The organism is Xanthomonas sp. 4461, from assembly GCF_024806475.1.
Lineage (GTDB): Bacteria > Pseudomonadota > Gammaproteobacteria > Xanthomonadales > Xanthomonadaceae > Xanthomonas > Xanthomonas arboricola_F.
The window spans coordinates 277,585-302,582 of record NZ_JANTYV010000001.1 but is presented as its reverse complement, the minus strand read 5'-3'; the positions used below and the strand labels follow the sequence as shown (position 1 = coordinate 302,582).

Genomic DNA, 24,998 nt, shown 5'->3' with positions numbered 1-24,998 from the left:
CTCGCGTGCGATTCGTATGTTCCCCCGCATGCGCCGTATCGAGTTTGGAGGACATCCCCATGCTTTTGGCAGACTTGAGTAGCGCGACCTACACGACATCCTCGCCGCGATTGTTGTCCAAGTACTCGGCGGCCGCCGACCTGGTCCTGCGTGTGTTCGACCTGACCATGGTGGTCGTATCGGGCCTGATCGCCTACCGCATCGTGTTCGGCTCCTGGGTGCCTGCTGCGCCGTATCGGGTCGCGATCGCCACGACGCTGTTGTATTCGGTGATCTGCTTCGCGCTGTTCCCGCTGTATCGCAGCTGGCGCGGTCGCGGACTGTTGAGCGAGTTGATGGTGCTGGGTGGTGCCTTCGGCGGCGTGTTTGCGCTGTTTGCGGTGCATGCGCTGATCGTGCAGGTGGGCGAGCAGGTCTCGCGCGGCTGGATCGGCCTGTGGTTCGTCGGCGGGCTGGCTTCGCTGGTGGCGGCGCGTACCTTGCTGCGCGGCTTCCTGAACCACCTGCGTGCGCAGGGCGTGGACGTCCAGCGCGTGGTGGTGGTCGGCCTGCGTCATCCGGTGATGAAGATCAATCACTACCTGAGCCGCAATCCGTGGGTCGGCATGAATCTGGTCGGCTACTTCCGCACGCCTTACGACATCGCCGTGACCGAACAGCGCCAGTCGCTGCCGTGCCTGGGCGAGCCGGAAGCGCTGATCGACTACCTGAAGGAGAACCAGGTCGAGCAGGTGTGGATTTCGCTGCCGCTGGGCGAGCGCGATCACATCAAGCAGCTGCTGCAGCGTCTGGATCGTTACCCGATCAACGTGAAGCTGGTGCCCGATCTGTTCGACTTCGGCTTGTTGAACCAGTCCGGTGAGCAGATCGGCAATACGCCGGTGATCAACCTGCGCCAGGGCGGGGTCGACCGCGACAATTACTTCGTGGTTGCCAAGGCGCTGCAGGACAAGATCCTGGCCGTGATCGCGCTGATGGGCCTGTGGCCGCTGATGGCTGCGATTGCCGTCGGCGTCAAGATGAGCTCGCCGGGCCCGGTGTTCTTCCGCCAGCGCCGTCACGGCTTGGGCGGTCGCGAGTTCTACATGTTCAAGTTCCGCTCGATGCGCGTGCATGACGATCATGGCACCACGATCCAGCAGGCGACCAAGAACGACACCCGCATCACCCGTTTCGGTGCGTTCCTGCGTCGCAGCAGCCTGGACGAGTTGCCGCAGATCTTCAACGTGCTGGGCGGCAGCATGTCGATCGTGGGCCCGCGCCCGCACGCGGCGCAGCACAACACGCACTATGAAAAGCTGATCAACCATTACATGCAGCGCCACTACGTCAAGCCGGGCATCACCGGTTGGGCGCAGGTCAATGGCTTCCGTGGCGAGACCCCGGAGCTGCGGACGATGAAGAAGCGTATTCAGTACGACCTGGATTACATCCGTCGCTGGTCGCTGTGGTTGGATATCCGCATCATCGTGCTGACGGCGGTGCGCGTGCTCGGACAGAAGACCGCGTACTGATGATGGCGGGGAGCGTGCGACCTGGCGCGTCAGGCGTCGCGGGCGGCTGCATCGCAGCCGCCCTTCTCAGGCAGGCATGTGCATGCTGATTCGAATGAGCGAGGAAACCCGCGTTCGCTGGCATAACCTGCTGATCGAACTGACGCTGCTGGTCGGCGTGGGCTACAACCTGGTGTTGGCACTGATCAATGCGAACGTGTTCACCGTGCGTCCGGTGATCACCTACGCAGTGGAGTTCATCGTCTACGCGGCCTGCTTCGTGCTGGGCCTCGGTTCGCTGAGCCGCAAGCGCATTGCCCTGATCGTCAGCGGGCTCGGGTTGATCGTCCTGCTCATGTTCGTGCGGTTCCTGGTGAACTGGCAGATCGATCCGAAATTCTTCCGCGATGCCCTGGTGGTGTTCGCGTTCGTGGTGCTGGGCTCTGCCTATACCGGCTCGGTGCCCAAGTTGTTCATCCGCATGACCATCATCGTCTCGCTGGTTGCCGCCTTCGAGCTGGCAATGCCAAGTGCGTATGGCGATCTGGTCAATCCCAAGAGCTTTTTCGTCAATGCGCGCGGCATGAGCGCCGAAGGGTTCTGGAACGAAGACAGCAACCTGTTCGTCAGCGCCACGCGTCCGGGCGAGCGCAACTTCCTGCCCGGTTCCAATCTCCCGCGTGCCTCCTCGATGTTCATCGAGCCGGTGACGATGGGCAACTACATCTGTTTCTTCACCGCCATCCTGCTGGTGTTCTGGCGTTGGATGCGGCCGGCGGCGCTGGTGCTGTCGGTGGGCTTGATCGGGTTCATGATCGTCGCCTCGGATGGACGATTGGCGGCCGGCACCTGCGTGCTGATGGTGTTGCTGACGCCGCTATTGAAACGGCTGGATCAGCGATTGGCGTTCCTGGTGTTCTTGCTGGTGATCATGAGTGCTTGGCTGCTGGTGTGGATCACCGGGATCACGGCATACCAGGACACCACCATGGGCCGGATATTCTTCACGGTTTACTCGATGAACAACCTGTCGTTCGAGTCGTGGCTGGGGCTGGATTTTGCGCAGGCCTACCGTTACTTCGATAGCGGCATTTCGTATTTCATCGCATCGCAGTCGATCGTCGGGGTGCTGGCGTTCCTGTTGTCGTATTCCTTCCTGTTGCTGATGCCGAGCAAGGAAGGCCAACTGTTCAAGAACCTGGCCATCTTCGCGTTTGCGCTGAGCTTGCTGGTGTCCAACGGTTACTTCTCGATCAAGACCTCGGCGCTGTGGTGGTTTGTGTGCGGCTGCCTGTGGCATATGCGTCCGACCTGGTCTGCGTCGGCGCTCTCCACTACTTCGATCAAGGATGATCCAACGGCTGATGGCGCGCAGTTGCCATTGCCTGCGGGAGCGGGGCGATGAACTCGGCGGCGACGGTGTCGTCGTCGGTTGCGACTGATGCAGGCGTGCGGATCGCGGCCGGTGGGCGCGCACGCGATCCACGGATCGATGCGGCCAAGGCGATCGCGATCTTGCTGGTGGTGTTCTGCCATGCCAAGGGCGTGCCGCATGGCATGACCTTGTTTGCATACAGCTTCCACGTGCCGCTGTTTTTCCTGGTGTCGGGTTGGTTGGCAGCCGGCTATGCGTCGCGTACCACCAGCATGACGCAGACCATCACCAAACAGGCGCGCAGCCTGCTGCTGCCGTATGTCACGTTCTATCTGCTGGGCTACGCGTACTGGCTGTTGACCCGCAATATCGGCGAGAAGGCCGCGCGCTGGGGAAGTCATCCGTGGTGGGAGCCGATCGTCTCGCTGTTCACCGGAATCGGTCCGGACCTGTATGTGCAGCCGCCGCTGTGGTTTTTGCCGGTGATGCTGGTAACCGTGGTGAGCTATGTGGTGCTGCGGCGCGTACTGCCCCCGTTGGCGATTGCGGCTGTATCGCTGGTGCTGGCGTGGTTCTGGATGAACTGGTTCCCGGCGCAGGGAGTGCGGTTTTTTTTCGGTCTCGATGTGCTACCGGTGTCGTTGTGCTTCTACGCGCTCGGTGCCTTGTTGATCTACGTGTCGCCGCGTCTGCCGACCTCGTTGCCGGTCAGTGCGCTGGTGACCTTGGCATTGGCGGTTGCGGTTGCGTGGTTGGCGCAACGCAACGGGCGTGTCGACGTCAACATGCTCGGCTTCGGGCGCGATCATGCGGTATTCCTGCTCAGTGCGGTGCTGGGGTCGTTGATGGTGATCTGCGCGGCGCGGCTGGTGCAGAGTTGGGCGTGGGTGCAGTGGATCGGCCGCAACACCTTGCTGATCCTGTGCACGCATATGCTGGTGTTCTTCGTTCTGTCCGGCGTTGCGGCAGTAGCCGGTGGATTCGGTGCAGGGCGGCCGGGCCTGGGTTGGGCGCTTTTCGTGACGGTCTTTGCGCTGGTCGCCTGCGTGCCCATGCGCTGGGTGTTGATGCGTTTTGCCCCCTGGGCCCTGGGTGCGCGCACGGTGGCGGCATGACCGGCGCCGCGGCATGACGACTGCTCCTTCTTTCCCGCGCGCCGAGCACGACACGAGCGTGGCAACCCCCGGTCGGGCGCCGGCGCTGGCCCGCGATTGGCAGATCGATGCGGCCAAGGCGTTGGCCATCGTGCTGGTGGTGCTGGGGCACGCAAGCGGCATGCCGCCGGCCTACAAGCTGTTTGCCTACAGTTTCCATGTCCCGTTGTTTTTCGTGCTCTCCGGCTGGGTCGGCGAACGTTTCGGGCGTCGCGGGTTGAATGTGTCGACGGTGAAAAAGCTGGCGCGGACGCTGTTGATCCCGTATCTGGCGTTTTTCCTGGTGGCCTATGGGCTCTGGCTGCTGACGGCGGTGCTCAACCATGCGTTCGGGCAGCCCGGCGAGCGCGCGTGGTGGGATCCGTTTCTCGGCGTGTTCTGGGCCAACGGCACGCGCCTCTACGTGTTGCCGGCGTTGTGGTTTTTACCGGCCTTGTTTGTCACAACGCTGGCCTACATTGCATTGCGTGCGCGTTTGAGCACGACGGTGGTAGCGGCGCTCAGCTTGCCGATCGCATTGGCATGGGCGGGATGGTTTCCCTCGTTGCAGTTGCGCTTGCCGCTTGCGTTGGACGTGTTGCCGATCGCCTTGTTCTTCATCGCGGTGGGTGGCTGGTTGTCGCGCTTTGCCGATACGGTACGCGCGCTCGGGGCATGGGTGTGGGCACTGGGGCTGCCCGTCGTCGCAACGGCATGGTGGCTGCTGGCCTCAGTGAACGGGCAGGTGGACGTGAATAACCTGCTGTTCGGGCAATCGGCCGCGCTGTTCCTGCTGGTGAGTCTGCTGGGGACTGCGATGACGCTGTGCGTCGCGTACTTCGTCCGGGACTGGCAGTGGGTGCAATGGATCGGCACCAATACCTTGCTGATCTTGTGCACGCATACGCTGGTGTTCCTGGTGGTCACCAGCGTGGTTGCACGCACCGGGGTGATCGATCGCGGCCTTGTCGGAACCCCGATGTGGGCGATGGGGCTCAGCGCAGTTGCGATCGCCTGCGCGGTGCCGATGCGCGCTGTGCTGGTACGTAGCGCGCCATGGATGTTGGGGTTGAAGAGTCAATGACGCAGTTCAAGAATCATCAGCTGTCGCGGCACCTGCGTGCGCGCGGCTGGTACAGGAGATTGGCGTAATGAAAGTGGTGCATGTCGTCCGCCAATTCCATCCCTCGATCGGAGGCATGGAAGAGGTCGTCCTCAACGTTGCCCGCCAGCATCAGGCCAATAGCGCCGATACGGTGGAAGTGGTGACGCTGGATCGGGTGTTCACCGATCCGGACGCGCAGCTTGCGTCGCAGGAGACCCATCAAGGTCTGCCGATCCGGCGGATCGGCTATCGCGGTTCGTCGCGCTATCCGTTTGCACCGTCGGTGCTGGGCGCGATTGGTTCGGCAGATGTGGTGCATCTGCACGGGATCGATTTTTTCTACGATTATCTGGCGTTGACCAAGCCGCTGCACGGCAAGCCGATGGTGGTGTCCACGCACGGTGGGTTCTTCCACACCGCGTATGCGTCGCGCATGAAACAGATGTGGTTCCAGACCCTCACGCGCACCTCTGCATTGGCGTATGCGCGGGTGATCGCAACCAGCGAAAACGATGGCGACCTGTTTGCCAAGGTGGTATCGCCGGCCCGCTTGCGGGTGATCGAAAACGGCGTGGACGTGGAGAAATATGCGGGGCAGGGCGCGGCCGCGCCGGGGCGGACGATGCTTTACTTCGGACGCTGGTCGGTCAACAAGGGGCTGATCGAGACGCTGGAGCTGCTGAAGGCCATGCTCGCGCGCGATCCGCAGTGGCAACTGATCGTCGCCGGCCGCGAATACGATTTGAACGAGGCCGACTTGCGCAAGGCGATCGCCGAGCGCGGGTTGCAGGACAAGGTGCAGCTGAGCATGTCGCCGTCGCAGGAACAGCTGCGCGCGTTGATGCAGCAGGCGCAGTTCTTCGTCTGTCTGTCGCGCCATGAAGGGTTTGGCATTGCTGCGGTGGAGGCGATGAGTGCGGGCCTGATTCCGATCCTCAGCGATATCCCGCCGTTCGTGCGGCTGGCCAGCGAGTCGGGGCAGGGGGTGATCGTCAACCGCGACAGGATCGAGGCGGCGGCCGACCAGGTGCAGGCGCTCGCACTGACGGCCGATGGCGACTTCGCAGCGCGTCGTGCGGCATCGATGGCCTATGTGAGCCGCTACGACTGGAAGCATGTGGTGGGTCGCTACATCGACGAGTACCACAGTGCACTTGGCACGCCGCGCCCGCAGGAGACGCTGCGATGAGCGCGCTTGCATCCGCACCGACGACACGCGCGGCCGCAAGGCCGCAGGTCACGGTGTTGTTTTCCACCGAAAAGCCCAACGCCAGCACCAACCCGTACCTGACCCAGCTCTACGACGCGCTGCCCGACGCGGTGCACCCGCGCTTCTTCTCGATGCGCGCTGCCTTGCTGTCGCGCTACGACGTGCTGCATCTGCACTGGCCCGAATACCTGCTGCGCCATCCCAGCGCCGTGGGCACGCTGGCCAAGCAGTTTTGCGCGGCGTTGCTGCTGTTGAAGTTGCAGCTCACCGGCACGCCGGTGGTGCGCACCTTGCACAACCTGGCCCCGCACGAAGATCGCGGTTGGCGCGAGCGCAGCCTGTTGCGCTGGGTCGATCGCCTGACGCGTCGCTGGATCCGCATCAACGCCACCACGCCGGCGCGCCCGCCGTTTACCGACACCATCCTGCACGGCCACTACCGCGACTGGTTCGCGACGATGCCCCAAGGCAGCACGGTACCGGGGCGGCTGTTGCATTTCGGGCTGATCCGTCCGTACAAGGGCGTGGAAACGCTGCTGGAGGTCATGCGCGAGGTGGGCGACCCACGCTTGAGCCTGCGCATCGTCGGTAACCCGGCCACGCCGCAGATGCGCACGCTGGTAGAAGAGGCCAGCGCGCAGGATCCGCGCATCAGCGCATTGCTCGCCTATGTCGAAGAGCCGGTGCTGGCGCGCGAGGTCAGCCAAGCCGAGCTGGTGGTGTTGCCATACCGGCAGATGCACAACTCCGGCACGCTGCTGCTGGCGTTGTCGTTGGCGCGCCCGGTGCTGGCGCCGTGGAGCGAATCCAACGCGGCGATTGCCGAAGAAGTGGGGCCAGGCTGGGTGTTTCTCTACCAAGGCGAGTTCGACGCGGCGCTGTTGACCGGCATGCTGGATACGGTGCGCTGCGCACCGCGCGGGCCGGCGCCGGATCTGTCGCAACGCGATTGGCCGCGCATCGGGCAGCTGCACTACCGCGCCTACCTCGACGCGCTGGGCAAGGATGGGGACGCTGCACTGTGACCGCCCAGCCCCCCACGACGTCCTCTCCGACACCGCCTCCGCAGCGCAGCCTCGGCTCGCGCGCTGCCGGCGGGGCCGCGGTGACCATGCTCGGCCAGTCGGCCAAGATGGTCGTGCAGTTCGGCGGCATCATCCTGCTGGCGCGGCTGCTGACGCCATACGACTACGGCTTGATGGCGATGGTCACCGCGATTGTCGGTGCCGCCGAGATCCTGCGCGATTTCGGGCTGTCTGCCGCCGCCGTGCAGGCCAAGCACGTCAGCCGCGAACAACGCGACAACCTGTTCTGGATCAATAGCGGTATCGGCCTGGCGTTGTCGGTGGTGGTGTTCGCATCGGCGCATCTGATCGCCAACTTCTACAAAGAGCCGGCGCTGGTCACGATCTCGCAAGCGCTTGCGGTGACGTTCCTGATCAACGGCATGACCACCCAATACCGCGCGCATCTGAGCCGCGGGCTGCGCTTTGGGCAGGTGGCACTGAGCGATGTGGGCTCGCAGGTGTTGGGGCTGGGTGCGGCCGTGGCCGCCGCGCTGCTGGGCTGGGGCTATTGGGCGCTGGTGGTGCAACAGGTGGTGCAGGCGGTGGTCAACCTGGTGATCGCGGGCAGCTGCGCACGCTGGCTGCCCGGCGGCTATCAACGTTCCGCACCGATGCGCGATTTCATGAGTTTCGGCTGGAACCTGATGGCGGCGCAGTTGCTGGGATATGCCAGCCGCAATGTGGGGCAGGTGATCATCGGCTGGCGCGCCGGGCCCGATGCGCTGGGTCTGTACAACCGCGCATTCCAGCTGCTGATGATGCCGTTGAACCAGATCAATGCACCGGCGACCAGCGTGGCGTTGCCGGTGCTGTCGCAGTTGCAGGACGATCGCGAGCGTTTCAGTGCGTTTCTGCTGCGCGGGCAGACGGTGATGGTGCATCTGATCGTGGCGCTGTTCTCGTTCGCCTGTGCGGTGGCGATGCCGTTGATCGTTCTGGTACTGGGCGAACAATGGCGCGAGGCAGTGCCCTTGTTCCAGGTGCTCGCGTTGGGCGGTATTTTCCAGACTGCGTCCTACGCCACGTATTGGGTGTTCCTGGCGCGCGGTTTGATGCGCGAGCAATTGCTGTTCTCGCTGGTCAGCCGCATCGTGCTGATCGCCTGCATCTTCGTCGGTTCGCGCTGGGGGGCGATGGGGGTGGCCATCGGCTATTCGTTCGGGTTGCTGGTGACCTGGCCGATGTCGCTGGTCTGGGTCGGCAAGATTTCCGATACGCCGGTGGGCATGCTGTTCACCAATGCAGTACGCGCGATGGTGGCTTACGGCGTCGCCGGCGCCTGCGCGTATTACGCCTCGATCAGCGTCGGCGGCCCGCTATGGCAGCAATTGGCCGCCGGTGCAGCGGCGATGGCTGCAGTCTGCCTGCTGATGCTGGGTATCTGGCCGTCGTTCCGTCGCGACGTGATCTCCATCGTCAACATCCGCAAGTTGTTGAGTCAGGCCAAGGCGCGTCGATGAGATCGACATCGTCTTCGCCTGCATTCGGGCATGCTTTCTCTCACTCATTCATAGGACACGGCCCATGAGCGACACACCCGCCGCCGCTGCTTCCGGCATTCGCCGGCCTTGCTATCTGGTCTTGTCCGCACACGATTACCGCACCCCGCGCCGCGCCAACATCCACTTCATCACCGATCAGCTTGCGCTGCGCGGGACGACGCGATTTTTCTCGCTGCGTTACAGCCGGTTGTCGCGGATGAAGGGCGATATGCGGCTGCCGCTGGACGACACCGCCAACACCGTGGTGTCGCACAAGGGCGTGGAATGCTATCTCTGGCGCACCACGGTGCATCCGTTCAATACGCGTCGGACGTGGCTGCAGTCTGTCGAAGACGCGATGTTCCGCTGGTATGCCGCACATCCCCCCAGGCAACTGCTGGACTGGATGCGCGAGGCGGATGTCATCGTGTTCGAAAGCGGCATTGCCGTGGCCTTCATCGAACTGGCCAAGCGCACCAATCCCACCGCCAAGCTGGTGTATCGCGCCTCCGATGGATTGAGCACGATCAATGTTGCGTCCTATATCGAACGCGAGTTCGACCGGGTTGCGCCCACCCTGGACGTCATCGCGCTGGTGTCGCCGGCCATGGCCGAAGAGATCGCAAGCCGCGATAACGTCTATCACGTCGGGCATGGTGTGGATCACAACCTGGATCAGCTGGGCGATCCGTCGCCGTATGGCGAAGGAATCCATGCGGTGGCGGTGGGGTCGATGCTGTTCGATCCGGACTTCTTCGTCGTTGCCAGCAAGGCGTTTCCGCAGGTCACGTTTCATGTGATCGGGTCGGGCATGGGGCGCCACCCGGGCTATGGCGACAATGTCGTGGTCTATGGTGAAATGAAGCACGTCGAGACGATCGGCTATATCAAGCACGCGCGGTTCGGCATCGCGCCGTACGCGTCGGAACAAGTGCCGGTGTATCTGGCTGATAGCTCGATGAAGCTGTTGCAGTACGACTTTTTCGGTTTGCCTGCGGTGTGTCCGAATGCAGTGGTCGGGCCGTACCAGCAGTCGCGCTTTGGTTATACGCCCGGCAATGCCGATTCGATCGTCGCTGCAATCGGGCAGGCGCTGGACGCGCCGCATGTGCGTTACCGCCAGTGTCTGAACTGGTCCGACACCACCGACCGTGTACTGGATCCAGCCGCGTATCCGGAAACCCGTTTGTATCCGCAGCACACCGGCGCAGCCGCGCGTGCTTCCTCGGAGGCCGCGCTCTCGCATTGATGCAGCGCACCTCGCCCGTTCAAGACAGGAGACCTCCCTTTATGGCCAACGCTTTGCTGCAGAAGTGGATAGAACACGCAGAACGTCGCGCATTGTTCTGGTGGCAGCCGAAGAACGCTGGCGTCAACATGGGGGATCACCTATCCAAGGTGATCGTGTCCTGTGTACTTTCCCTGCAGGACAAGACGCTGATCGAGAAGCGCGATCTCAGCAAAAAGCTGATCGCGATCGGTTCGGTGCTGCACTTTGCCAAGGATGGCGACACCGTCTGGGGCAGCGGCATCAACGGCAAGATTCCGGCCGAGCGCAATACCTTCAGCACGCTCGACGTGCGGGCGGTGCGCGGGCCCAAGACCCGTCAATTTCTGCTGGACCGCGGCATCGCGGTGCCGGAAGTCTATGGCGACCCGGGTCTGCTGACCCCGATGTTTTTCCCGGCCGAGGCATTGGGCACGGCTGAGAAGCGTCCGTTCGCCATCGTTCCGCATTTCAACGAACCGGTCGAGAAGTACAGCGCCTACGCAGACCACCTGGTGTTTCCCAACGTCAAGCCGGCAACCTTCATGAGCCAGCTGCTGGGTGCCGAACTGGTGGTCAGCAGTTCGCTGCACGGCCTCATCCTTGCCGAGGCGTACGGCATCCCGGCGGTGTATCTGGACTGGGGCAATGGCGAAGACCGTTTCAAGTACGACGATTACTACCACGGGACCGGGCGCATGCAGTGGCATGCGGGCAACAACGTCGAAGAATGTCTGGCACTGGGTGGCAACGGCGCATTCGATCTGGAAAAGCTGCAGGCCGGTCTGCTGGCTGCATTCCCCTACGACCTTTGGTGATTCGATGACGCAGGGCCAGCACTTGGACAGCGAAACAGCGACCGTCTCAGCTGTCGACACACCGCCGGGCGTGGTGATTCCGCTGGGCGGGTTCCCGGTGTTGTCCACCACCCAGGAAGCCTTCGCGCTGGATCTGTTTCACGCACTTGCAGCGCAACAGCCGCGTCGGGTGTTCTTCGCCAACACCAACTTCGTGGTGCAGTGTCAGGCGTTGCGGATGCGCATGCGCGAACCCAGCGTGCGCATCGTCAACGACGGCATCGGGATGGATCTGGCAGCGCGGCTGATTCATGGCCGCCGCTTTGCCGGCAATCTCAACGGCACCGATCTGATTCCGTATCTGTGCCGCCACAGCGCGCAACCGCTCAAGTTCTTCCTGCTTGGCGGACGGCCCGGCGTGGGCAAGACCGCCGCTGCCACCTTGACCGGCACGTTGGGGCAGCAGGTGGTGGGCATGTGCGACGGCTACGGCGAGTTTGCCGCCGCCGGCGATGGCCTGGCCGAGCGCATCAACCGCTCCGGCGCCGATGTGCTGCTGGTGGCGTTCGGCAACCCCTTGCAGGAGCGCTGGATTCTGGACCACAGCCACGCGCTGCGTGTCCCATTGGTGTTCGGCGTCGGTGCGCTGCTCGACTTCCTGTCCGGCACGGCGCGGCGCGCGCCGGACTGGGTGCGCCGCCTGCACATGGAGTGGATGTACCGGTTGCTCAACGAGCCGCGTCGCCTGCTCAAGCGCTATAGCTGGGACTTGCTGGTGTTTTTCCGCACCTGTCTGCGCGCAGGCAAGCATCTGCCTTGATGCATCGCGGCGGCCTCCGGGCTTAGCATGTCATGCATGCATCCGACCGCCGCTGCCCTGATCCGCTCGCTCGACCTGGCCCCGCACCCGGAAGGCGGGCATTTCCGCCGCGTCTACGCCTCTGCCCGTCAGGTGATCGACGATGGACGCGTCCGGCCGGCGCTGACGGCCATCCGTTTTCTGCTGGCCGCAGGCGAATGCAGCGCCTGGCATCGCGTCGATGCCGAGGAAACCTGGCAGTGGCAGCAGGGCGACGCCCTGGAGTTGCTGCTCTACGACGAAGCCAGCGGACAACTGCAGCGGCTGATCCTGGACGCGGCCGAACGCGGCGAGCCGATGCAGGTGGTTCCCGCAGGACAGTGGCAGGCGGCACGCTCGCTGGGCGACTTCACCCTGGTGGGATGCACGGTCTCGCCGGGCTTCGTCTGGGAAGGGTTTGCGCTCCTCGATGCCGCTTCGCCGTTGGCCGCGCATCTGGCCACGTTGGCCCCGCGCTGATGCCAGTCATGCGCTCCTGCCCCAGCGCAACGCTTCCCTAACGCGGCGGGTGCCGGCTTCACGTAATGTCCGCCTCACACAGGGGGCGATGCACGATGCGACACAGGGCAGTGGGGTGGGGCGTGGGGTTGATGTTGGTGTCGCTGCTGGCGGCGGCCAGCGAAACGGCGCCGCCGATGACGGCGCCGGTACCACCGCCGGTAGTGGATCTGGAAGCGATGGTGGTACGCGGCGTGCAGCCCGGGCCCGGCCTGTGGAAGGTCCGCAAGGGCGAGCATGTCTTGTGGATCCTGGGCACGCAGTCGCCGTTGCCCAAGCGCCTGCAATGGCAGGCGAGTGAAGTGGAAACCATCATCGGCCAGTCCCAACAGGTACTGATGGCGCCGACCGTACAGCTCGATGTCGATATGGGGTTCTTCGGCAGGCTGACCTTGTTGCCGTCGGCGATGAAGGCGATGAAGAACGCCGACGGCCGCGAACTGCGCGAGCTGCTGCCGCCCGATCTCTACGCACGCTGGAGCGTGGCCAAGTCCCGCTACATCGGCAACGATCGCGGCGTGGAGCGCAAGCGCCCGATGCTGGCCGCTGGCGAGTTGTACCAGGCGGCGCTGAAACGGTCGGGCCTGGCCCGCTCGCCGGTGATCTGGTCGGTGGTGGAGCGCGCCGCCAAGCGCGCAGGCATCAAGCCGACGCCGACCGCGCTGGACTACAAGATCACCGACCCGCGGCAGGCGCTCAAGGAGTTTCGCGCCGGCGGCATGGACGACATTGCCTGCTTTCGCAGCATCCTGGTGACGGTGGAGCGCGATCTCCCCACCATGGTCGAACGCGCCAATGCCTGGTCGGTGGGCGACATCGAGGCGCTGCGCCAACTGCCGCGCGAAGATCCGCAGGCGGCGTGCATGAGTGCGATGGCCAGTTCCGATGCGGCCAGAAAGCGCGGTATCGACGATCTGGAGCGGCGCATGCGCGAGCATTGGCTCGGCATCGCCACCACTGCGCTGCAACGCAATCGCAACACCTTCGCGGTGCTGCCGATCAGTCGCTTGACCGCGTCCGACGGCTATCTGGCGCGCTTGCAGGCGCTCGGCTATGAGGTGGAGGCGCCTTGATCGCCTGACGCATGGGGCGGCACGCGTCCCAGCCACGTCTGCACACGCCAGTGGCTGCCGCGGTCGCTCGCGATTTGGATTGTGCAGTGCTTGCAGCCGTTTGAAGCGGTGCTTGCCGCGCCCGGTCGCCGGAGCCATGTCGCGCGCCGCACGGAGGACACTGCGGTCGAGCAGGGCGACGGTCCGCGCGGGGGTTAGGCCGGCCGTTCCTGCCAAGGTATCCTGCGCGCCTTCTTTGCCGAGAGCTCCGTGTTGAACGCATTGCCGCTGCGCATCCTGGGCACCGGACGCCATGTCCCGGCGCGCGAAGTCACCTCCGGCGAGCTGGACGCACGCTGGCAGTTGCCGGCCGGCACCACGGCCGCACGCCTGGGTGTTGTCACCCGCTACTACGTGGGCGAGGGCGAAACCGCATCGTCGATGGGAGCGGCCGCGGCGCGCCAGGCGTTGGACAACGCCGGCATCGACGGCAGCCAGATCGACTGCCTGATCTCGGCCTGTGCAGTCATGGAGCAACCGATTCCCTGCCAGGCGGTGCTGATCCAGCGCGCATTGGGGTTGGGCGATTCCGGCATTCCCGCATTCGATGTCAATGCCACCTGCCTGAGCTTCCTGGTGGCGCTGGACATGGCCGCCAATGCGCTGGCGCTGGGCCGCTATCGGCGCGTGTTGATCGTCTCCAGCGAAGTGGCATCGGCCGGGCTGGACGATGCCGTACCGGCCACCGCCGGTTTGTTCGGCGATGGTGCCGCGGCCGTGGTGGTCGGGCGCAGCAGCGCCGATGACGGCTCAGCATTGCTGTCCAGTCGCCTGTCCAGCTACGGCAACGGCGCGGACGTTTGCCGCATTCGCGGCGGCGGTACCCGCGCAGCGCATGACCAGCACGGCGCAGCCGATGCGTCGCGCGCGTTCTGGATGGATGGGCGCAGCGCCTATCGCTTTGCGGCGCGTCATCTGCCGGTGTTCTGGGAACAACTGCTGCACGATGCCGGCCTCACCGCGGCGCAGCTGCGCTACCTTGTGCCGCATCAGGCTTCCGGCGGCGGCCTGGATCATGTGGTGCAGGCGCTGGGGCTACGCAGCGATCAGGTTGTGCGCATCCTGCACGCCACCGGCAACCAGGTAGCCGCTTCGCTCCCGCGTGCCTTGCATCACGCCTGCGTCGATGGGCAACTGCGCCGCGGCGAGGTGTTCGCGCTTCTCGGCACCGGCGCCGGTCTGGCGATCGGCGGCATGGTGTTGCGCTACTGATGCGCGTGCGCGTTTCTCTCGAGCTGTTGCGGGTTGGCCACTGCCGCCATTGCGAGCGCATGGTGCGTGCAGACGGCCATTGGCATGCGGTGGAATTTCCCGCGTTGAGCGTGTTGATCCGGCACCCGCAGCGTGGAGCGATGCTCTACGACACCGGCTACGCCACGCATTTTTTCCAGGCCACCGATCCCTGGCCGGAGCGGCTGTATCGCTGGACCACCCCGGTGACCCTGCCTGCGCATGAAACCCTGCGCGCGCAGCTGGCACGTCGCGACGTGCAGCTGGACGAGATCGGCTGGTGCCTGATTTCGCATTTCCATGCCGACCATGTGGGCGGCCTGCGCGACCTGCCGAACGCGCGATTCAGCTGTCTGCGTGCGGACTACGCGCAACTGCGCAATTGCTCGCGCCTGGGGGGATTGCGCCGTGCCTTGCTGCCGCAACTGCTTCCGGCGGATTTCGATCGACGCCTGCACTTTGCCGAGCAGGCGCCGCAGCGCGAGCTGAGCGGCGCCTGGAAGGGCCTGGGCACGGCGTACGACCTGTTCGAAGATGGCAGCGTGCTCGCCGTGCCGCTGCCCGGCCACGTCCCCGGGCAAATGGGCGTGTGGTTACGCGACCAGCATGACCGCGAGGTGCTGCTCTGCGCAGATGCGGTGTGGTCGTCGGCCACCTGGGCGACGCTGCAGTGGCCGGCGTGGCCCACCCGCTTGCTGATGCACGATTGGAGCGCGTTCCGACGCACCGTGCAGCAGTTGCACGGGTTGTCGCAGGCGCACCCGGAGCTGGCGATCCTGCCCTCGCACTGCCAACCCAGTCTTGACCGTTACCAACCGGAGTGGCGATGAGCCTGCGTATTCTCGTGACCGGCGCATCCGGTTTTGTGGGCGGCGCGTTCCTGCGCCGGTTCCAAGGGCAAGCCGGCGTGGAGATTCACGGCATCGGGCGGCGTGCCAGCGAATTGCCCAACTATCACCGCATCGATCTGAGCCAACCATTTTCGCTGGATTGGCGCCCGGATGTGGTCATCCACGCGGCGGCATTGGCGTCCCCGTGGGGGAGCCGTGCGCAGTTCCAGCTGCACAACGTGCAGGCCACCGCCAATGTCGTCGATTTCTGCCTGCGCAACGGCTGCCCTCGCTTGCTGTATGTGTCGTCCAGCTCGGTGTTCTACCGCGAGGCGCATCAATACGATCTGGATGAAGACAGCCCCATCGGACCGGACTTCGTCAACATGTACGCACGCACCAAATTCCTCGGCGAGACCTTGCTGGAGGGCTATCCAGGTCAGGCATCGGTGCTGCGCCCGCGCGCGGTGTTCGGGCCGGGCGATACGGTGTTGTTCCCGCGCGTGATCGCCGCTGCGCGCAAGGGGGTGTTGCCGCGCTTTGTCGGCCAGACCCGGCCGGTGATCGGCGATCTGATCTATATCGACACGCTCTGCGATTACCTCTACCGCGCGGCCACCGCACCGCAGCTGCAGCGCGCCTACAACCTCACCAATGCGCAGCCGGTGGATCTGCAGCAGTTGGTGCTGGATGTGCTGGCGCGCCTGCAGCTGCCGTTGCCGCACCGACAGGTGCGCATCGGCACCGCGCTGCGCATGGCCAGCGTGGTGGAGGGTCTTTATCGTGTGCTGCGGTTGCGCGGCGAGCCGCCGATCACGCGGTTTGGCGTCGGTGCGTTTGCCTACTCCAAGACCTTCAACCCGCAACGCACGCTTGCCGATCTTGGGGCGCCCAGCGTCGGCGTGGAAGAGGGCGTCGAGGCCTTCGTGCGCTGGCAGGCGGCGCAGTGGGCGTAGCCCTGCTGGCTTTGGCAGCGCTGTACCTGAGCCTGCTGCTGTGCAAGTCGGCAGCTGTGCTGTGGGTCATGCGTGAGGCGCGCGCGCGGCCAGCACGCGCTCTTGCCGGCAGCCCGGCCGAGGTGGCGATCCTGCAGCCGATCCTTGGTGGTGACGCGCATTTGCATGGCGTGCTGGCGGCCAATCTGCAGGCGCTGCCGTTCGCGCAGTTCTGGTGGCTGCTGGATGCGGACGATGCGGCGGGGAACACGGTCGCAGACGCGCTGGTGATGCAGTATCCGCAGGTGCGTATCACGCGGGTGCTGGTGCCCGCGGCGCCAGCCAACATCAATCCCAAGGCGTGGAAGCTCGAATACGCCCTGGCCCAGGTGCAGGCGCCGATCTGTCTGATCCTGGATGACGATGCGCAGCTGAGCGAGCCGGCGCTGTCGCAGCTGTTGCAGGATCTGAGCCACGCCGACGTGGTGACCGCATTGCCTTATTACTGCGACAGCGACACTTTCGCTGGCCGCCTGCTGTCGCAGTTCGTCAACAACAATGCGGCGCTCACCTATCTGGGCTGGCTGCCGTTCGCGGCGCCGTTGACCATCAATGGCATGTGCTACGCCGCGCGCACGGCGCAACTGCGTACCTGGGGCGGCTTTGCCGCATTGCTGGAGCAACTGACCGACGATCTGGCGGTTGCCACGCTGGTTCGCGAACGCGGCGGGCGCCTGTGGCAATCCACGGCGCCGGTGGTGATGCGCACCGCAATGCCGGATCTGCGCAGCTATGCCCGTCAGATGCACCGGTGGATGCTGTTCGCCTTGATTCTGCTGCGCCGTCAGCGCAGCGGTCTTGCCGGTGCCATCTCGGTGCTGCAGGGGTTGCCGCCGGTGTTGCTGGTGGCCCTGTTGCTCGGCATCTGCGTGCAGCCCGGTGGCTGGTCCATCGCGTGCGGGGCGACGATCTTGCTGCTGCGCGCGCTGCTGCTGTGTGTGGTGCAGTGGCGCAGCACCGGTGCGGTACACCACCGGCCGGTGCTGTCGGTCCTGGCCGAATGCCTGCAGCCGCTGCACCTGCTGCACGCGGCCTGCGTACGCCGCATCGCCTGGCGCACGCGGCGTTACCGCGTTTTGGCGGATGGTCGCTTCCGTGCGCAGTGACGCGCCGGCAGTGCAGATCGCCTTTCTCACCGGGCAGAGCGATCCGGCAAGCTGTGCATTGAGCGCGCAGCAACGCGATTTTCTGCAGCAGCTGCACGGCGATGGCCGGCAGTTGATTGCATGCAATTACCCATACCGTAGCGACCTGGCGCCGCACCGTCGCGTTGCGCTGTGGCGCGCCAGTGTTTCCAATGCACGCCAATACCTGACTGCGCGTATTGCGCGCGTGCCGCACAGCGATCGCATGAGAGTGCAGGCCTTGCTTGCGCAAGCGCCGATGACGGTGCTGCTGGCCGGCAGTTGCGGGTTGCAGTTGCTCACCGCGCTGCAGCTGCCGCAGAACCTGCGCGCGCGTCTGGCCGTGTTCGCCTACGGCCCGGTGTGCCGTGAGCCGGCCACGTTCGCGCATCTGCATAGCGTGCAGGGGCGCAGCGACTGGATTTCGCGTGCGCTGTTTCGCGGGCCGGTGCAGCTGGCGCCGGCGTGCGGGCATATGGATTATCTGACCACCGCGGACGTGCTGTCCGAGTGCCAGGCGTTCGTCGCCGCGATCCAGCAGACGCTACGGGGCAGGGTGCATGCGCATTGATCTGGTCGCCCCGCCGTACAGCGGGCATCTGCATCCGATTCTGGCCATCGCCCGGCAGCTCGCGCCGCATTACGATGTGCACGTGATCAGCACGCCAGCTGCGCAGGCGCGTATCCAGGCATGTGGATTGCGTGGTGCAGGCGTCCTGGACGCGCAAGCCGACCGCGTGTTGCTGGAGATCGCCAACCCGCCGCACGCAGTGGGCCATCACCCGCTGCGTCTACGCCGACAGCTGCACGATGCGCTCGGCCTGATGGGACGCGTGGGCACCGCACTGCAGGAGCGCTGGAACGCACGACGGCCGGATCTGGTGATCGCCGATTTCACCCTGCCCAGCGCCGGGCTCACGGCACAGGCGATGGGGATCGCGTGGTGGACCAGCATGCCGTCGCCCTGCGTGATCGAAACCGCCGACGGCCCACCCGCTTATTTCGGTGGGTTGCTGCCTGCAACCCGCGCCCACCAGCGTGCCTGGCATGCGCTGGCGCGGCGGCTCACACGCGGCTTCAAGCGCAGCCTGCATGCCTGCTATCGGCGCCAGATGCGGGCCTGCGGCTTGCCGGCGCTATACCGCAGCGATCACAGCGAGGCGGTGTATTCGCCGCAGTGCATTCTGGCGTTGGGGTTGCCTTCTTTCGAATTCGCGCAGCGCTGGCCGGCGGCACTGCGCTTTGTCGGGCCGCAGCTGTGCACGCCGCCTTCCACGGTGGCAGCACCCGAATTCGTTCCAGGCCATCGGCATGTGCTGGTCACGCTGGGCACGCATCTGCAATGGGTCAAGCAGCGCATGGATGGCGTGCTACGCGCGCTGGCGCCGCAATTTCCCGAGGTGATCTTTCATTTCAGCGATGGCGATACGACTGCGCCGTACCAGCCAGGGCAGGGCAATTATCGGCGCCTGCCCTATGTGGATTACGCGCAGCATCTGCATCGTTACGCGCTGGTCGTGCATCACGGCGGTGCCGGCATCCTGTATGCCTGCCTGGCGGCTGGACTGCCGTCGATCGTGTACCCGCTGGATTACGATCAATTCGATCACGCGGCGCGTCTGCATGCCGCAGGTGCTGCACGCTGGCTGCGTGAGCTGAGTGCGTTGCCGGACGTGATGCGCGAAGCGCTGGCTGCGGGAGCATCTTCGGATGTGCTGCGTCTGCAGGCGGAGTTGCAGCACATCGCCGCACAAGCCCGCATCGTGGGGCTGGTGGAGACCTTCGCGCAGACGGGGACTGTGCCGAGCGTCGGCGACCTGCCAGCGCGGTCGTAAGGCATCGCGTGCGTTGATTTGCGGCTGCAATGCGCAACGGCGCAGCTGCTGAGTAGCGATCTGCCTGCAAGGCATGGCACTTGGTGCTGTCGCTGATTGACCGGGTCGGGTAGGCCTGCGGGCAGCCTTGCGCCTGCACGGCGGGCCAGCGCATACCCGTCACCGCGCAGGCATGCCATCGAGATCGCCTGGCGCACACAGGACACAGCGCAGGCAGGGCCGATCGCGCGCACGGCGTGGCGAGTCAGGCGCAGCGAGCAGTCGTCATTGAATCAAGACGCCGCGCGAGCGCGTCGCGCGTTTGGATCGTCTGAAATCCCGCTGACCCAGCGTGTCCATCGACCGGCGAACCCGGTCGCGTGGATGGCGCCGCGCTTAACCAGCAGCGGCGTTGCGTGGTGCGGTGGTGCCGGCCATCAGTTGCGGCCAACGCTTGAGCACGGCGGCGCGGATGCCTGCCTGGTCGATGCCGGCTTCGGCCAGCAGGTCTTCGCGGCTGGCGTGGTGCTGGAAGCTGTCCGGCAGGCCCAGGTGCAGCATGGGCATGGTGATGGCTTCGGCATTGAGCAGTTCGGCCACGCCCGAGCCGGCGCCACCGGCAACGACGTTGTCTTCGATGGTGACGAAGCCTTCGTGGCTTTTGGCCAGTTCCAGCAGCATGGCCTTGTCCAGCGGTTTGACGAAGCGCATGTTGACGACCGTCAGCCCGAGCTCGCGGCCGACCGCTTCTGCGGCGTCCACGCTTGCGCCGAAACCCAGCAGTGCGATGCGCGTGCCGCCGTGTCGCAACTGCGCCTTGCCGATCGGCAGCGTGGTCAGCGTGGTGTCCAGTGCAGCGCCGGGGCCGGTGCCGCGCGGATAGCGCACCGCAGCCGGACCTTGATAATGCACACCGGTGCTCAGCATCTGACGGCATTCGGCTTCGTCGGCCGGTGCCATCACCACCATGTGCGGTACGCAGCGCAGGAAGCTCAGATCCAGGTTGCCGGCGTGGGTGGCGCCATCGGGGCCGACCACGCCACCGCGGTCGATCGCGAACAGCACGTCGAGCTTCTGCACCGCCACGTCGTGCACCAGCTGGTCGTAACCGCGTTGCAGGAAGGTGGAATAGATCGCCACCACGGGCTTGGCGCCCTGGGTCGCCATGCCGGCTGCCAACGTCACCGCGTGCTGCTCGGCGATCGCCACATCGAAGTAGCGCTGCGGGTATTCCTTGCTGAAACGCACCAGGCCCGAGCCTTCGCGCATGGCCGGGGTGATCACCAGCAGCCTGGGCTCGGCGGCGGCCATGTCGCAGACCCAGTCGCTGAAGACATCGGTGTAGGTCGGCTTCTTGGCGCCGGTCTTGGCCACCAGGCCCTTGCTGGGGTCGAACGGGCCGACGGCGTGATAGCCGATCTGGTCGCCTTCGGCCAGCTCGTATCCCTTGCCCTTGGTGGTGATGACGTGCAGCAGCTGCGGACCCTTGAGGGTCTTCAGCGTCTTGAGCGCGCCGACCAGGCCGGGCAGGTCATGGCCGTCGATCGGGCCGGTGTAGTGAAAGCCCATTTCCTCGAACAGCGTGGACGGCACGAACATGCCTTTCCAGTGTTCTTCCCAGCGCCGCACGAAGCGCGCGGTGGGGTTGTTCTTCTTGTCGCCGAGGATCTTCTTGCCGCCCTCGCGAATGGCGTTGAGGGTGCGGCTGCCGCTGGCGCGGCCCAGCATCTTGGTCAGCCCGCCGACCGCTTCGGAGATCGACATGCGGTTGTCGTTGAGGATCACCAGCAGGTTCGGCTCCGGGTCCATGCCGCCGGCGTGGTTGAGCGCCTCGTAGACCATGCCCGCAGTCATCGCGCCATCGCCGATCACCGCGACCACCTTGCGGTCGTCGCCGTTGCGCTGCGCGGCGATCGCCATGCCGAGTGCGGCCGAGATCGAGGTGGACGAATGGCCCACGCCGAAGGTGTCGTAGATGCTTTCTTCGCGCTTGGGAAACGGCGCCACGCCGTCTTTCTGCTTGACCGTGTGGATCTGGTCGCGCCGACCGGTGAGGATCTTGTGCGGATAGGTTTGATGGCCGACGTCCCACACCAGCTGATCGACCGGGGTCTGATACAGGTAGTGCAGGGCGACGGTGAGTTCGATCACGCCCAGGCCGGCTGCGAAGTGCCCGCCGCTCTTGCCGACCGATTCGATGAGATAGGCACGCAGCTCCTCGGCGATTGCCGCAAGCTCGGCTTCGTCGAAGCTGCGCAGGTCGTCGGGGGTCTGGATGCGGGACAGACGCGGGTAGCGGGTGGAGTCGATCATCATCGTGTCAATGTTCTGAAGCCATATTGTCCTCCCCATGCGAAGGCCCGGCAAGCAAACCGGTTCAGCTGTCAGCGGGCGGTGATGGTCGGACGTGCCGTCGCTGCTGGCCTGCGCGGGCGTTGCCGGGGGCTGCGGCAATCTGCCGCACCCTGGAGACGGCATGACCGCGCATCGGGCACTGCGCAGGCGGCACATCGTGGGGAGTGCCGATGCCGTCGTTGGCATCACTCGCGGGTTGGGCGCTCAGGCGGGCGTGGATGGTAGAGGTCGAAGCGGCGGCTTCTGCTCTGCGCCGTAATCGGCGAAGACGCCGCAGGTGGAATGCAAGGCAAGCCGGGTCAGGCGAGTCATCGACTGGTGACCACATCGGTTGCAGGCGCGCAAGGCGCTCGCCCGATCATGCAGCCATCAGCTGCAGGGGGCTGCCGTTGCGCGGGTCGTTCGCTGCGTCGTTGTGCGTGCGCGCACCAGGCAGCCTTACAGCGACAACTTCGAACGCTTGGGCAACTGTGCGCGCAGGAAGGCCATCTGATCGGACAGGATGTTGCGGTTGGACAGGATCAGGTGCTCGATCCAGCTCGGCCGGTAGGGCACCGCCAGCAACGGCATGTGCGCCTGCTGCGGCGTGCGGTTGGCCTTGCGCGAGTTGCACTGGAAGCAGGCGGTGACCACGTTCTCCCAGCTGTCGCGCCCGCCCTTGGAGACCGGCATGACATGGTCGCGGGTCAGGTGCGGGCGGCTGAAGTGCTGGCCGCAATACATGCACAGCTGCGAATCGCGTGCGAACAACGCCGTGTTGCTGAGGGTTGGGGTGGGGTCCAGCGCCCGCGAGCGGGCGTGGCCGCGTGCGGCGATGATCGGGTGCAGTTCCAGTGTGCTGCGCTCGCCTGTGAGCCGCGAAATGCCGCCGTGGATCTGCATGCAGGGCTCGCCCAGCGTCCAGGACACCGCATCGCGCGCGTAGAGGCAGGCGGCATCCTGCCAGTTGATCCAGTCCAGCACGCGGCCGTGCGCATCGAGAGACAGCAGGCGCAAGGTGGGAAGTTGCTGGATCGCAGCGACAGCGCTGCCCGCGACCGGGGCAGGGATGCCTCCGGGGACGATCACATCACCTACGTGCGTGTCTGTCTCCATCGGGAAAACAGCTTATACCCGATCGTTGACAGTTTGTGTATCGCAGCGAACGGCTTTGGCGCGTGTCTTGCAATCAATCGGTCAGCAAGGCCTGGTTCGGCCGCGATGCCGCCGTGCTGCGTGAGCAGTCTGCGGGCGCGTTAAAGGCCTTGTTTACCCGTAGCGGCGCGCCGGGGCGCGAGGTCTTGCGGGTCGGTACCGCCTCGTCGCGGCCAAGGCCGCTCCTACGACGGCGGCGAATCCTGCGATGTTTCCGTAGGAGCGCACCCGGGCGCGACGCCTTGCTGATCGGTACCGCCTCGTCGCGGCCAGGGCCGCTGCTACGGCAGCGGCAGCCCGCGATGATGGCGCTTGCTCAGGCGTCGCCGAACAGCTCCGCTTCCAGTGTCATCAACGGCGCCGCGCCGCTGCGGATGGTGGCGGCGTGGGTCAAGGTGCGCGGCAGGATGCGGGCGAAGTAAAAACGTGCGGTTTCACGTTTGGCGCGCTTGAAGTCCTCGCTGTGCGTGGAGGCATCGGCAGCGGCCACGCTGCGCGCCCACCAGTACGCCAGCACCACGTAGCCGGAATAGAACAGATAGTCGTAGCTGGCGGCGCCTAGTTCGTCCGGATTGCGTGCGGCGCGGTCCAGCACATCGCGGGTCAACATGGCCCATTCGCTGCACTTGTCGCGCAAGGGCTTGATGAACTCGGCCAGCGCGACGTTGCCTTCCTGTGCATTGGCGAGGGTTTCCACATCGGCCAGGAACAGCTTGAGTCCGGCGGCCTGGCTGGCGGCGGTCTTGCGGCCGATCAGGTCCAGCGCCTGGATGCCGGTGGTGCCTTCGTAGATGGTGGTGATGCGCGCGTCGCGGGCCAGCTGCTCCATGCCGTATTCGCGGATGTAGCCGTGGCCGCCGAAGCACTGCAGCGCGTGGTAGGTGTTTTCGATCGACCATTCGGTCTGGCAGGCCTTGGAGATCGGGGTGAGGAAGCTCACCAGGGTCTCGGCATCGGCGCGTTCCTGCTCGCTGGCCCCGCGGTGCGCCACGTCGACCAGGCTGGCCGCGTGCAGCGCCAGCAGGCGGCTGCCTTCGGTCAGCGACTTGATGGTCAGCAGCATGCGGCGCACGTCCGGGTGCACGATGATCGGGTCGGCCGGCTTGTCGGGGAATTTGGCGCCGCTGAGCGCGCGCGATTGCAGGCGCTCGCGGGTGTAGCGCAGGGCGTTCTGATACGCCCGCTCGGACAGGCCGATGCCCTGCAGCCCCACGCTCAGGCGCGCGGTATTCATCATGGTAAACATCGCCTGCAGGCCCTTGTGCGGCTTGCCGACCAGGTAGCCCTGCGCGCCTTCGAAATTCATCACGCAGGTCACCGAGCCCTTGATGCCCATCTTGTGCTCGATCGAGCCGCAATGCAGCGCGTTGCGCTCGCCCATGTTGCCGTCGCGATCCACCTTGAACTTGGGGGTGACGAACAGCGAGATGCCCTTGGCGCCGGCCGGTGCGTCCGGCAACTTGGCCAGTACCAGATGCACGATGTTGTCGGTGAGGTCGTGCTCGCCGGCGGTGATGAAGATCTTGGTGCCGGTGATGGCGTAGCTGCCGTCGGCATTGGGCTCGGCGCGGGTCTTGAGCAGACCCAGGTCGGTGCCGCAATGCGGCTCGGTCAGGCACATGGTGCCGGTCCAGCGGCCGTCGGTCAGCGGCTTGAGGAACGCTTCCTGCTGCCAGGCCTCGCCGTGCTGGCGCAGCGCTTCGCTGGCGCCGTGCGAGAGCAGCGGGAAGTTGCCCCACGCCAGGTTGGCCGAGTTGATCATTTCGCTCAGCGGCACGCCCAGGGTGTGCGGCATGCCCTGGCCACCGAACTCCGGCTCGGCGGTCAGGCCGTTCCAGCCGCCGGCCACGAACTGGTCGTAGGCCGCACGAAACCCCGGCGGGGTGGTCACCGCGTGGGTGCTCTTGTCGAAGGCGCAGCCGATCTCATCGCCCACGCTGTTGAGCGGTGCCAGCACCTGGGTGGTGAAGCGGCCGGCTTCTTCAAGCACGGCGTCGATGATGTCGGCGCTGGCGTCGCCGTAGCCGAGCCGGGCGAACAAGGCTTCGGCGCCGAGCACATCGTGCAGGGCGAAGCGGAAATCGGTCAGCGGGGCGATGTAGCTGCTCATGCGGGATCC

At 65.4% G+C, this 24,998-nt stretch carries 21 protein-coding genes; 18 read left to right on the top strand and 3 right to left on the bottom strand.

The genetic code is table 11. The features are described from left to right. The first annotated feature begins 59 nt into the window (after positions 1–59). From FHY19_RS01170 to FHY19_RS01085, 18 genes are all read left to right on the top strand, one after another. On the top strand, positions 60–1,514 hold the full coding sequence (locus FHY19_RS01170; RefSeq protein ID WP_259150914.1) for an undecaprenyl-phosphate glucose phosphotransferase: 1,455 nt from the start codon (positions 60–62) through the stop codon (positions 1,512–1,514). Positions 1,515–1,608: 94 nt separating this feature from the next. Beyond that, complete coding sequence (locus FHY19_RS01165) at positions 1,609–2,898, top strand: polysaccharide biosynthesis protein GumE (RefSeq protein WP_259160946.1); 1,290 nt, start codon at positions 1,609–1,611, stop codon at positions 2,896–2,898. Continuing rightward, positions 2,895–3,983, top strand: coding sequence for an acyltransferase family protein (locus tag FHY19_RS01160; protein ID WP_259160945.1), 1,089 nt, complete (start codon positions 2,895–2,897; stop codon positions 3,981–3,983). Before FHY19_RS01165 ends, FHY19_RS01160 begins: the two co-directional genes overlap by 4 nt. After that, a complete protein-coding gene (locus FHY19_RS01155) occupies positions 3,961–5,085 on the top strand; it encodes an acyltransferase family protein (RefSeq protein WP_259160943.1) in 1,125 nt (374 codons plus the stop codon). Before FHY19_RS01160 ends, FHY19_RS01155 begins: the two co-directional genes overlap by 23 nt. Positions 5,086–5,152: 67 nt before the next feature. Then, on the top strand, positions 5,153–6,295 hold the full coding sequence (locus FHY19_RS01150) for a glycosyltransferase family 4 protein (RefSeq protein WP_259160942.1): 1,143 nt from the start codon (positions 5,153–5,155) through the stop codon (positions 6,293–6,295). Next, a complete protein-coding gene (locus FHY19_RS01145) occupies positions 6,292–7,341 on the top strand; it encodes a glycosyltransferase (RefSeq protein ID WP_259160940.1) in 1,050 nt (349 codons plus the stop codon). The genes FHY19_RS01150 and FHY19_RS01145 overlap by 4 nt, the downstream gene beginning before the upstream one ends. Continuing rightward, positions 7,338–8,843 (top strand): lipopolysaccharide biosynthesis protein, encoded by a 1,506-nt coding sequence (locus tag FHY19_RS01140; RefSeq protein WP_259150903.1) that lies wholly within the window; start codon positions 7,338–7,340, stop codon positions 8,841–8,843. Before FHY19_RS01145 ends, FHY19_RS01140 begins: the two co-directional genes overlap by 4 nt. A 64-nt stretch (positions 8,844–8,907) precedes the next feature. After that, positions 8,908–10,113, top strand: a complete 1,206-nt coding sequence (locus tag FHY19_RS01135) for a glycosyltransferase family 1 protein (RefSeq protein WP_259160938.1) — start codon at positions 8,908–8,910, stop codon at positions 10,111–10,113. A gap of 41 nt (positions 10,114–10,154) precedes the next feature. Beyond that, complete coding sequence (locus FHY19_RS01130; RefSeq protein WP_259150900.1) at positions 10,155–10,949, top strand: polysaccharide pyruvyl transferase family protein; 795 nt, start codon at positions 10,155–10,157, stop codon at positions 10,947–10,949. A gap of 4 nt (positions 10,950–10,953) precedes the next feature. After that, positions 10,954–11,748 (top strand): WecB/TagA/CpsF family glycosyltransferase, encoded by a 795-nt coding sequence (locus FHY19_RS01125; protein WP_259160937.1) that lies wholly within the window; start codon positions 10,954–10,956, stop codon positions 11,746–11,748. A 36-nt stretch (positions 11,749–11,784) separates the two neighbouring features. Further along, positions 11,785–12,246 carry a cupin domain-containing protein gene (locus FHY19_RS01120; RefSeq protein WP_259160935.1) on the top strand — a complete coding sequence of 154 codons (462 nt, stop codon included), beginning with the start codon at positions 11,785–11,787 and terminating at the stop codon, positions 12,244–12,246. A gap of 95 nt (positions 12,247–12,341) precedes the next feature. After that, a complete protein-coding gene (locus FHY19_RS01115; RefSeq protein WP_259160933.1) occupies positions 12,342–13,358 on the top strand; it encodes a TraB/GumN family protein in 1,017 nt (338 codons plus the stop codon). Positions 13,359–13,577: 219 nt separating this feature from the next. After that, positions 13,578–14,609 (top strand): 3-oxoacyl-[acyl-carrier-protein] synthase III C-terminal domain-containing protein, encoded by a 1,032-nt coding sequence (locus FHY19_RS01110; protein ID WP_259163776.1) that lies wholly within the window; start codon positions 13,578–13,580, stop codon positions 14,607–14,609. Further along, entirely contained in the window at positions 14,609–15,457 is an 849-nt protein-coding gene (locus FHY19_RS01105; RefSeq protein ID WP_259160931.1) for an MBL fold metallo-hydrolase, read from the top strand. The genes FHY19_RS01110 and FHY19_RS01105 overlap by 1 nt, the downstream gene beginning before the upstream one ends. Further along, on the top strand, positions 15,454–16,413 hold the full coding sequence (locus tag FHY19_RS01100; RefSeq protein WP_259160929.1) for an NAD(P)-dependent oxidoreductase: 960 nt from the start codon (positions 15,454–15,456) through the stop codon (positions 16,411–16,413). The genes FHY19_RS01105 and FHY19_RS01100 overlap by 4 nt, the downstream gene beginning before the upstream one ends. After that, a complete protein-coding gene (locus FHY19_RS01095; protein ID WP_259160928.1) occupies positions 16,404–17,558 on the top strand; it encodes a glycosyltransferase in 1,155 nt (384 codons plus the stop codon). Before FHY19_RS01100 ends, FHY19_RS01095 begins: the two co-directional genes overlap by 10 nt. Further along, positions 17,536–18,147: a hypothetical protein gene (locus FHY19_RS01090; RefSeq protein WP_259160926.1), complete on the top strand. Its 612-nt coding sequence runs from the start codon at positions 17,536–17,538 to the stop codon at positions 18,145–18,147. Before FHY19_RS01095 ends, FHY19_RS01090 begins: the two co-directional genes overlap by 23 nt. Further along, positions 18,137–19,411, top strand: coding sequence for a glycosyltransferase (locus FHY19_RS01085; protein WP_259160925.1), 1,275 nt, complete (start codon positions 18,137–18,139; stop codon positions 19,409–19,411). The genes FHY19_RS01090 and FHY19_RS01085 overlap by 11 nt, the downstream gene beginning before the upstream one ends. 375 nt (positions 19,412–19,786) lie before the next feature. Here the strand turns inward: FHY19_RS01085 and dxs are convergent, their stop codons facing one another. The 3 genes from dxs to FHY19_RS01070 form a co-directional block, all read right to left on the bottom strand. Beyond that, positions 19,787–21,703, bottom strand: coding sequence for a 1-deoxy-D-xylulose-5-phosphate synthase (dxs, locus tag FHY19_RS01080; RefSeq protein ID WP_259152465.1), 1,917 nt, complete (start codon positions 21,701–21,703; stop codon positions 19,787–19,789). A gap of 480 nt (positions 21,704–22,183) precedes the next feature. Then, positions 22,184–22,840 carry an HNH endonuclease gene (locus FHY19_RS01075; RefSeq protein WP_259150877.1) on the bottom strand — a complete coding sequence of 219 codons (657 nt, stop codon included), beginning with the start codon at positions 22,838–22,840 and terminating at the stop codon, positions 22,184–22,186. Between the two features lie 355 nt (positions 22,841–23,195). Further along, the gene (locus FHY19_RS01070) at positions 23,196–24,989 is read right to left on the bottom strand and encodes an acyl-CoA dehydrogenase C-terminal domain-containing protein (protein WP_259160924.1); all 1,794 of its coding nucleotides are present in this window, start codon (positions 24,987–24,989) and stop codon (positions 23,196–23,198) included. Between the last annotated feature and the right edge of the window lie 9 nt (positions 24,990–24,998).

Excerpts from the sequence above, each read along its gene's own strand:
- FHY19_RS01170 (WP_259150914.1), top strand. The coding sequence starts at position 60 with ATGCTTTTGGCAGACTTGAGTAGCGCGACCTACACGACATCCTCGCCG.
- FHY19_RS01165 (WP_259160946.1), top strand. The coding sequence starts at position 1,609 with ATGAGCGAGGAAACCCGCGTTCGCTGGCATAACCTGCTGATCGAACTG.
- FHY19_RS01160 (WP_259160945.1), top strand. The coding sequence starts at position 2,895 with ATGAACTCGGCGGCGACGGTGTCGTCGTCGGTTGCGACTGATGCAGGC.
- FHY19_RS01150 (WP_259160942.1), top strand. The coding sequence starts at position 5,153 with ATGAAAGTGGTGCATGTCGTCCGCCAATTCCATCCCTCGATCGGAGGC.
- FHY19_RS01145 (WP_259160940.1), top strand. The coding sequence starts at position 6,292 with ATGAGCGCGCTTGCATCCGCACCGACGACACGCGCGGCCGCAAGGCCG.
- FHY19_RS01135 (WP_259160938.1), top strand. The coding sequence starts at position 8,908 with ATGAGCGACACACCCGCCGCCGCTGCTTCCGGCATTCGCCGGCCTTGC.
- FHY19_RS01130 (WP_259150900.1), top strand. The coding sequence starts at position 10,155 with ATGGCCAACGCTTTGCTGCAGAAGTGGATAGAACACGCAGAACGTCGC.
- FHY19_RS01125 (WP_259160937.1), top strand. The coding sequence starts at position 10,954 with ATGACGCAGGGCCAGCACTTGGACAGCGAAACAGCGACCGTCTCAGCT.
- FHY19_RS01120 (WP_259160935.1), top strand. The coding sequence starts at position 11,785 with ATGCATCCGACCGCCGCTGCCCTGATCCGCTCGCTCGACCTGGCCCCG.
- FHY19_RS01115 (WP_259160933.1), top strand. The coding sequence starts at position 12,342 with ATGCGACACAGGGCAGTGGGGTGGGGCGTGGGGTTGATGTTGGTGTCG.
- FHY19_RS01105 (WP_259160931.1), top strand. The coding sequence starts at position 14,609 with ATGCGCGTGCGCGTTTCTCTCGAGCTGTTGCGGGTTGGCCACTGCCGC.
- FHY19_RS01100 (WP_259160929.1), top strand. The coding sequence starts at position 15,454 with ATGAGCCTGCGTATTCTCGTGACCGGCGCATCCGGTTTTGTGGGCGGC.
- FHY19_RS01090 (WP_259160926.1), top strand. The coding sequence starts at position 17,536 with ATGGTCGCTTCCGTGCGCAGTGACGCGCCGGCAGTGCAGATCGCCTTT.
- FHY19_RS01085 (WP_259160925.1), top strand. The coding sequence starts at position 18,137 with ATGCGCATTGATCTGGTCGCCCCGCCGTACAGCGGGCATCTGCATCCG.
- dxs (WP_259152465.1), bottom strand. The coding sequence starts at position 21,703 with ATGATCGACTCCACCCGCTACCCGCGTCTGTCCCGCATCCAGACCCCC.
- FHY19_RS01075 (WP_259150877.1), bottom strand. The coding sequence starts at position 22,840 with ATGGAGACAGACACGCACGTAGGTGATGTGATCGTCCCCGGAGGCATC.
- FHY19_RS01070 (WP_259160924.1), bottom strand. The coding sequence starts at position 24,989 with ATGAGCAGCTACATCGCCCCGCTGACCGATTTCCGCTTCGCCCTGCAC.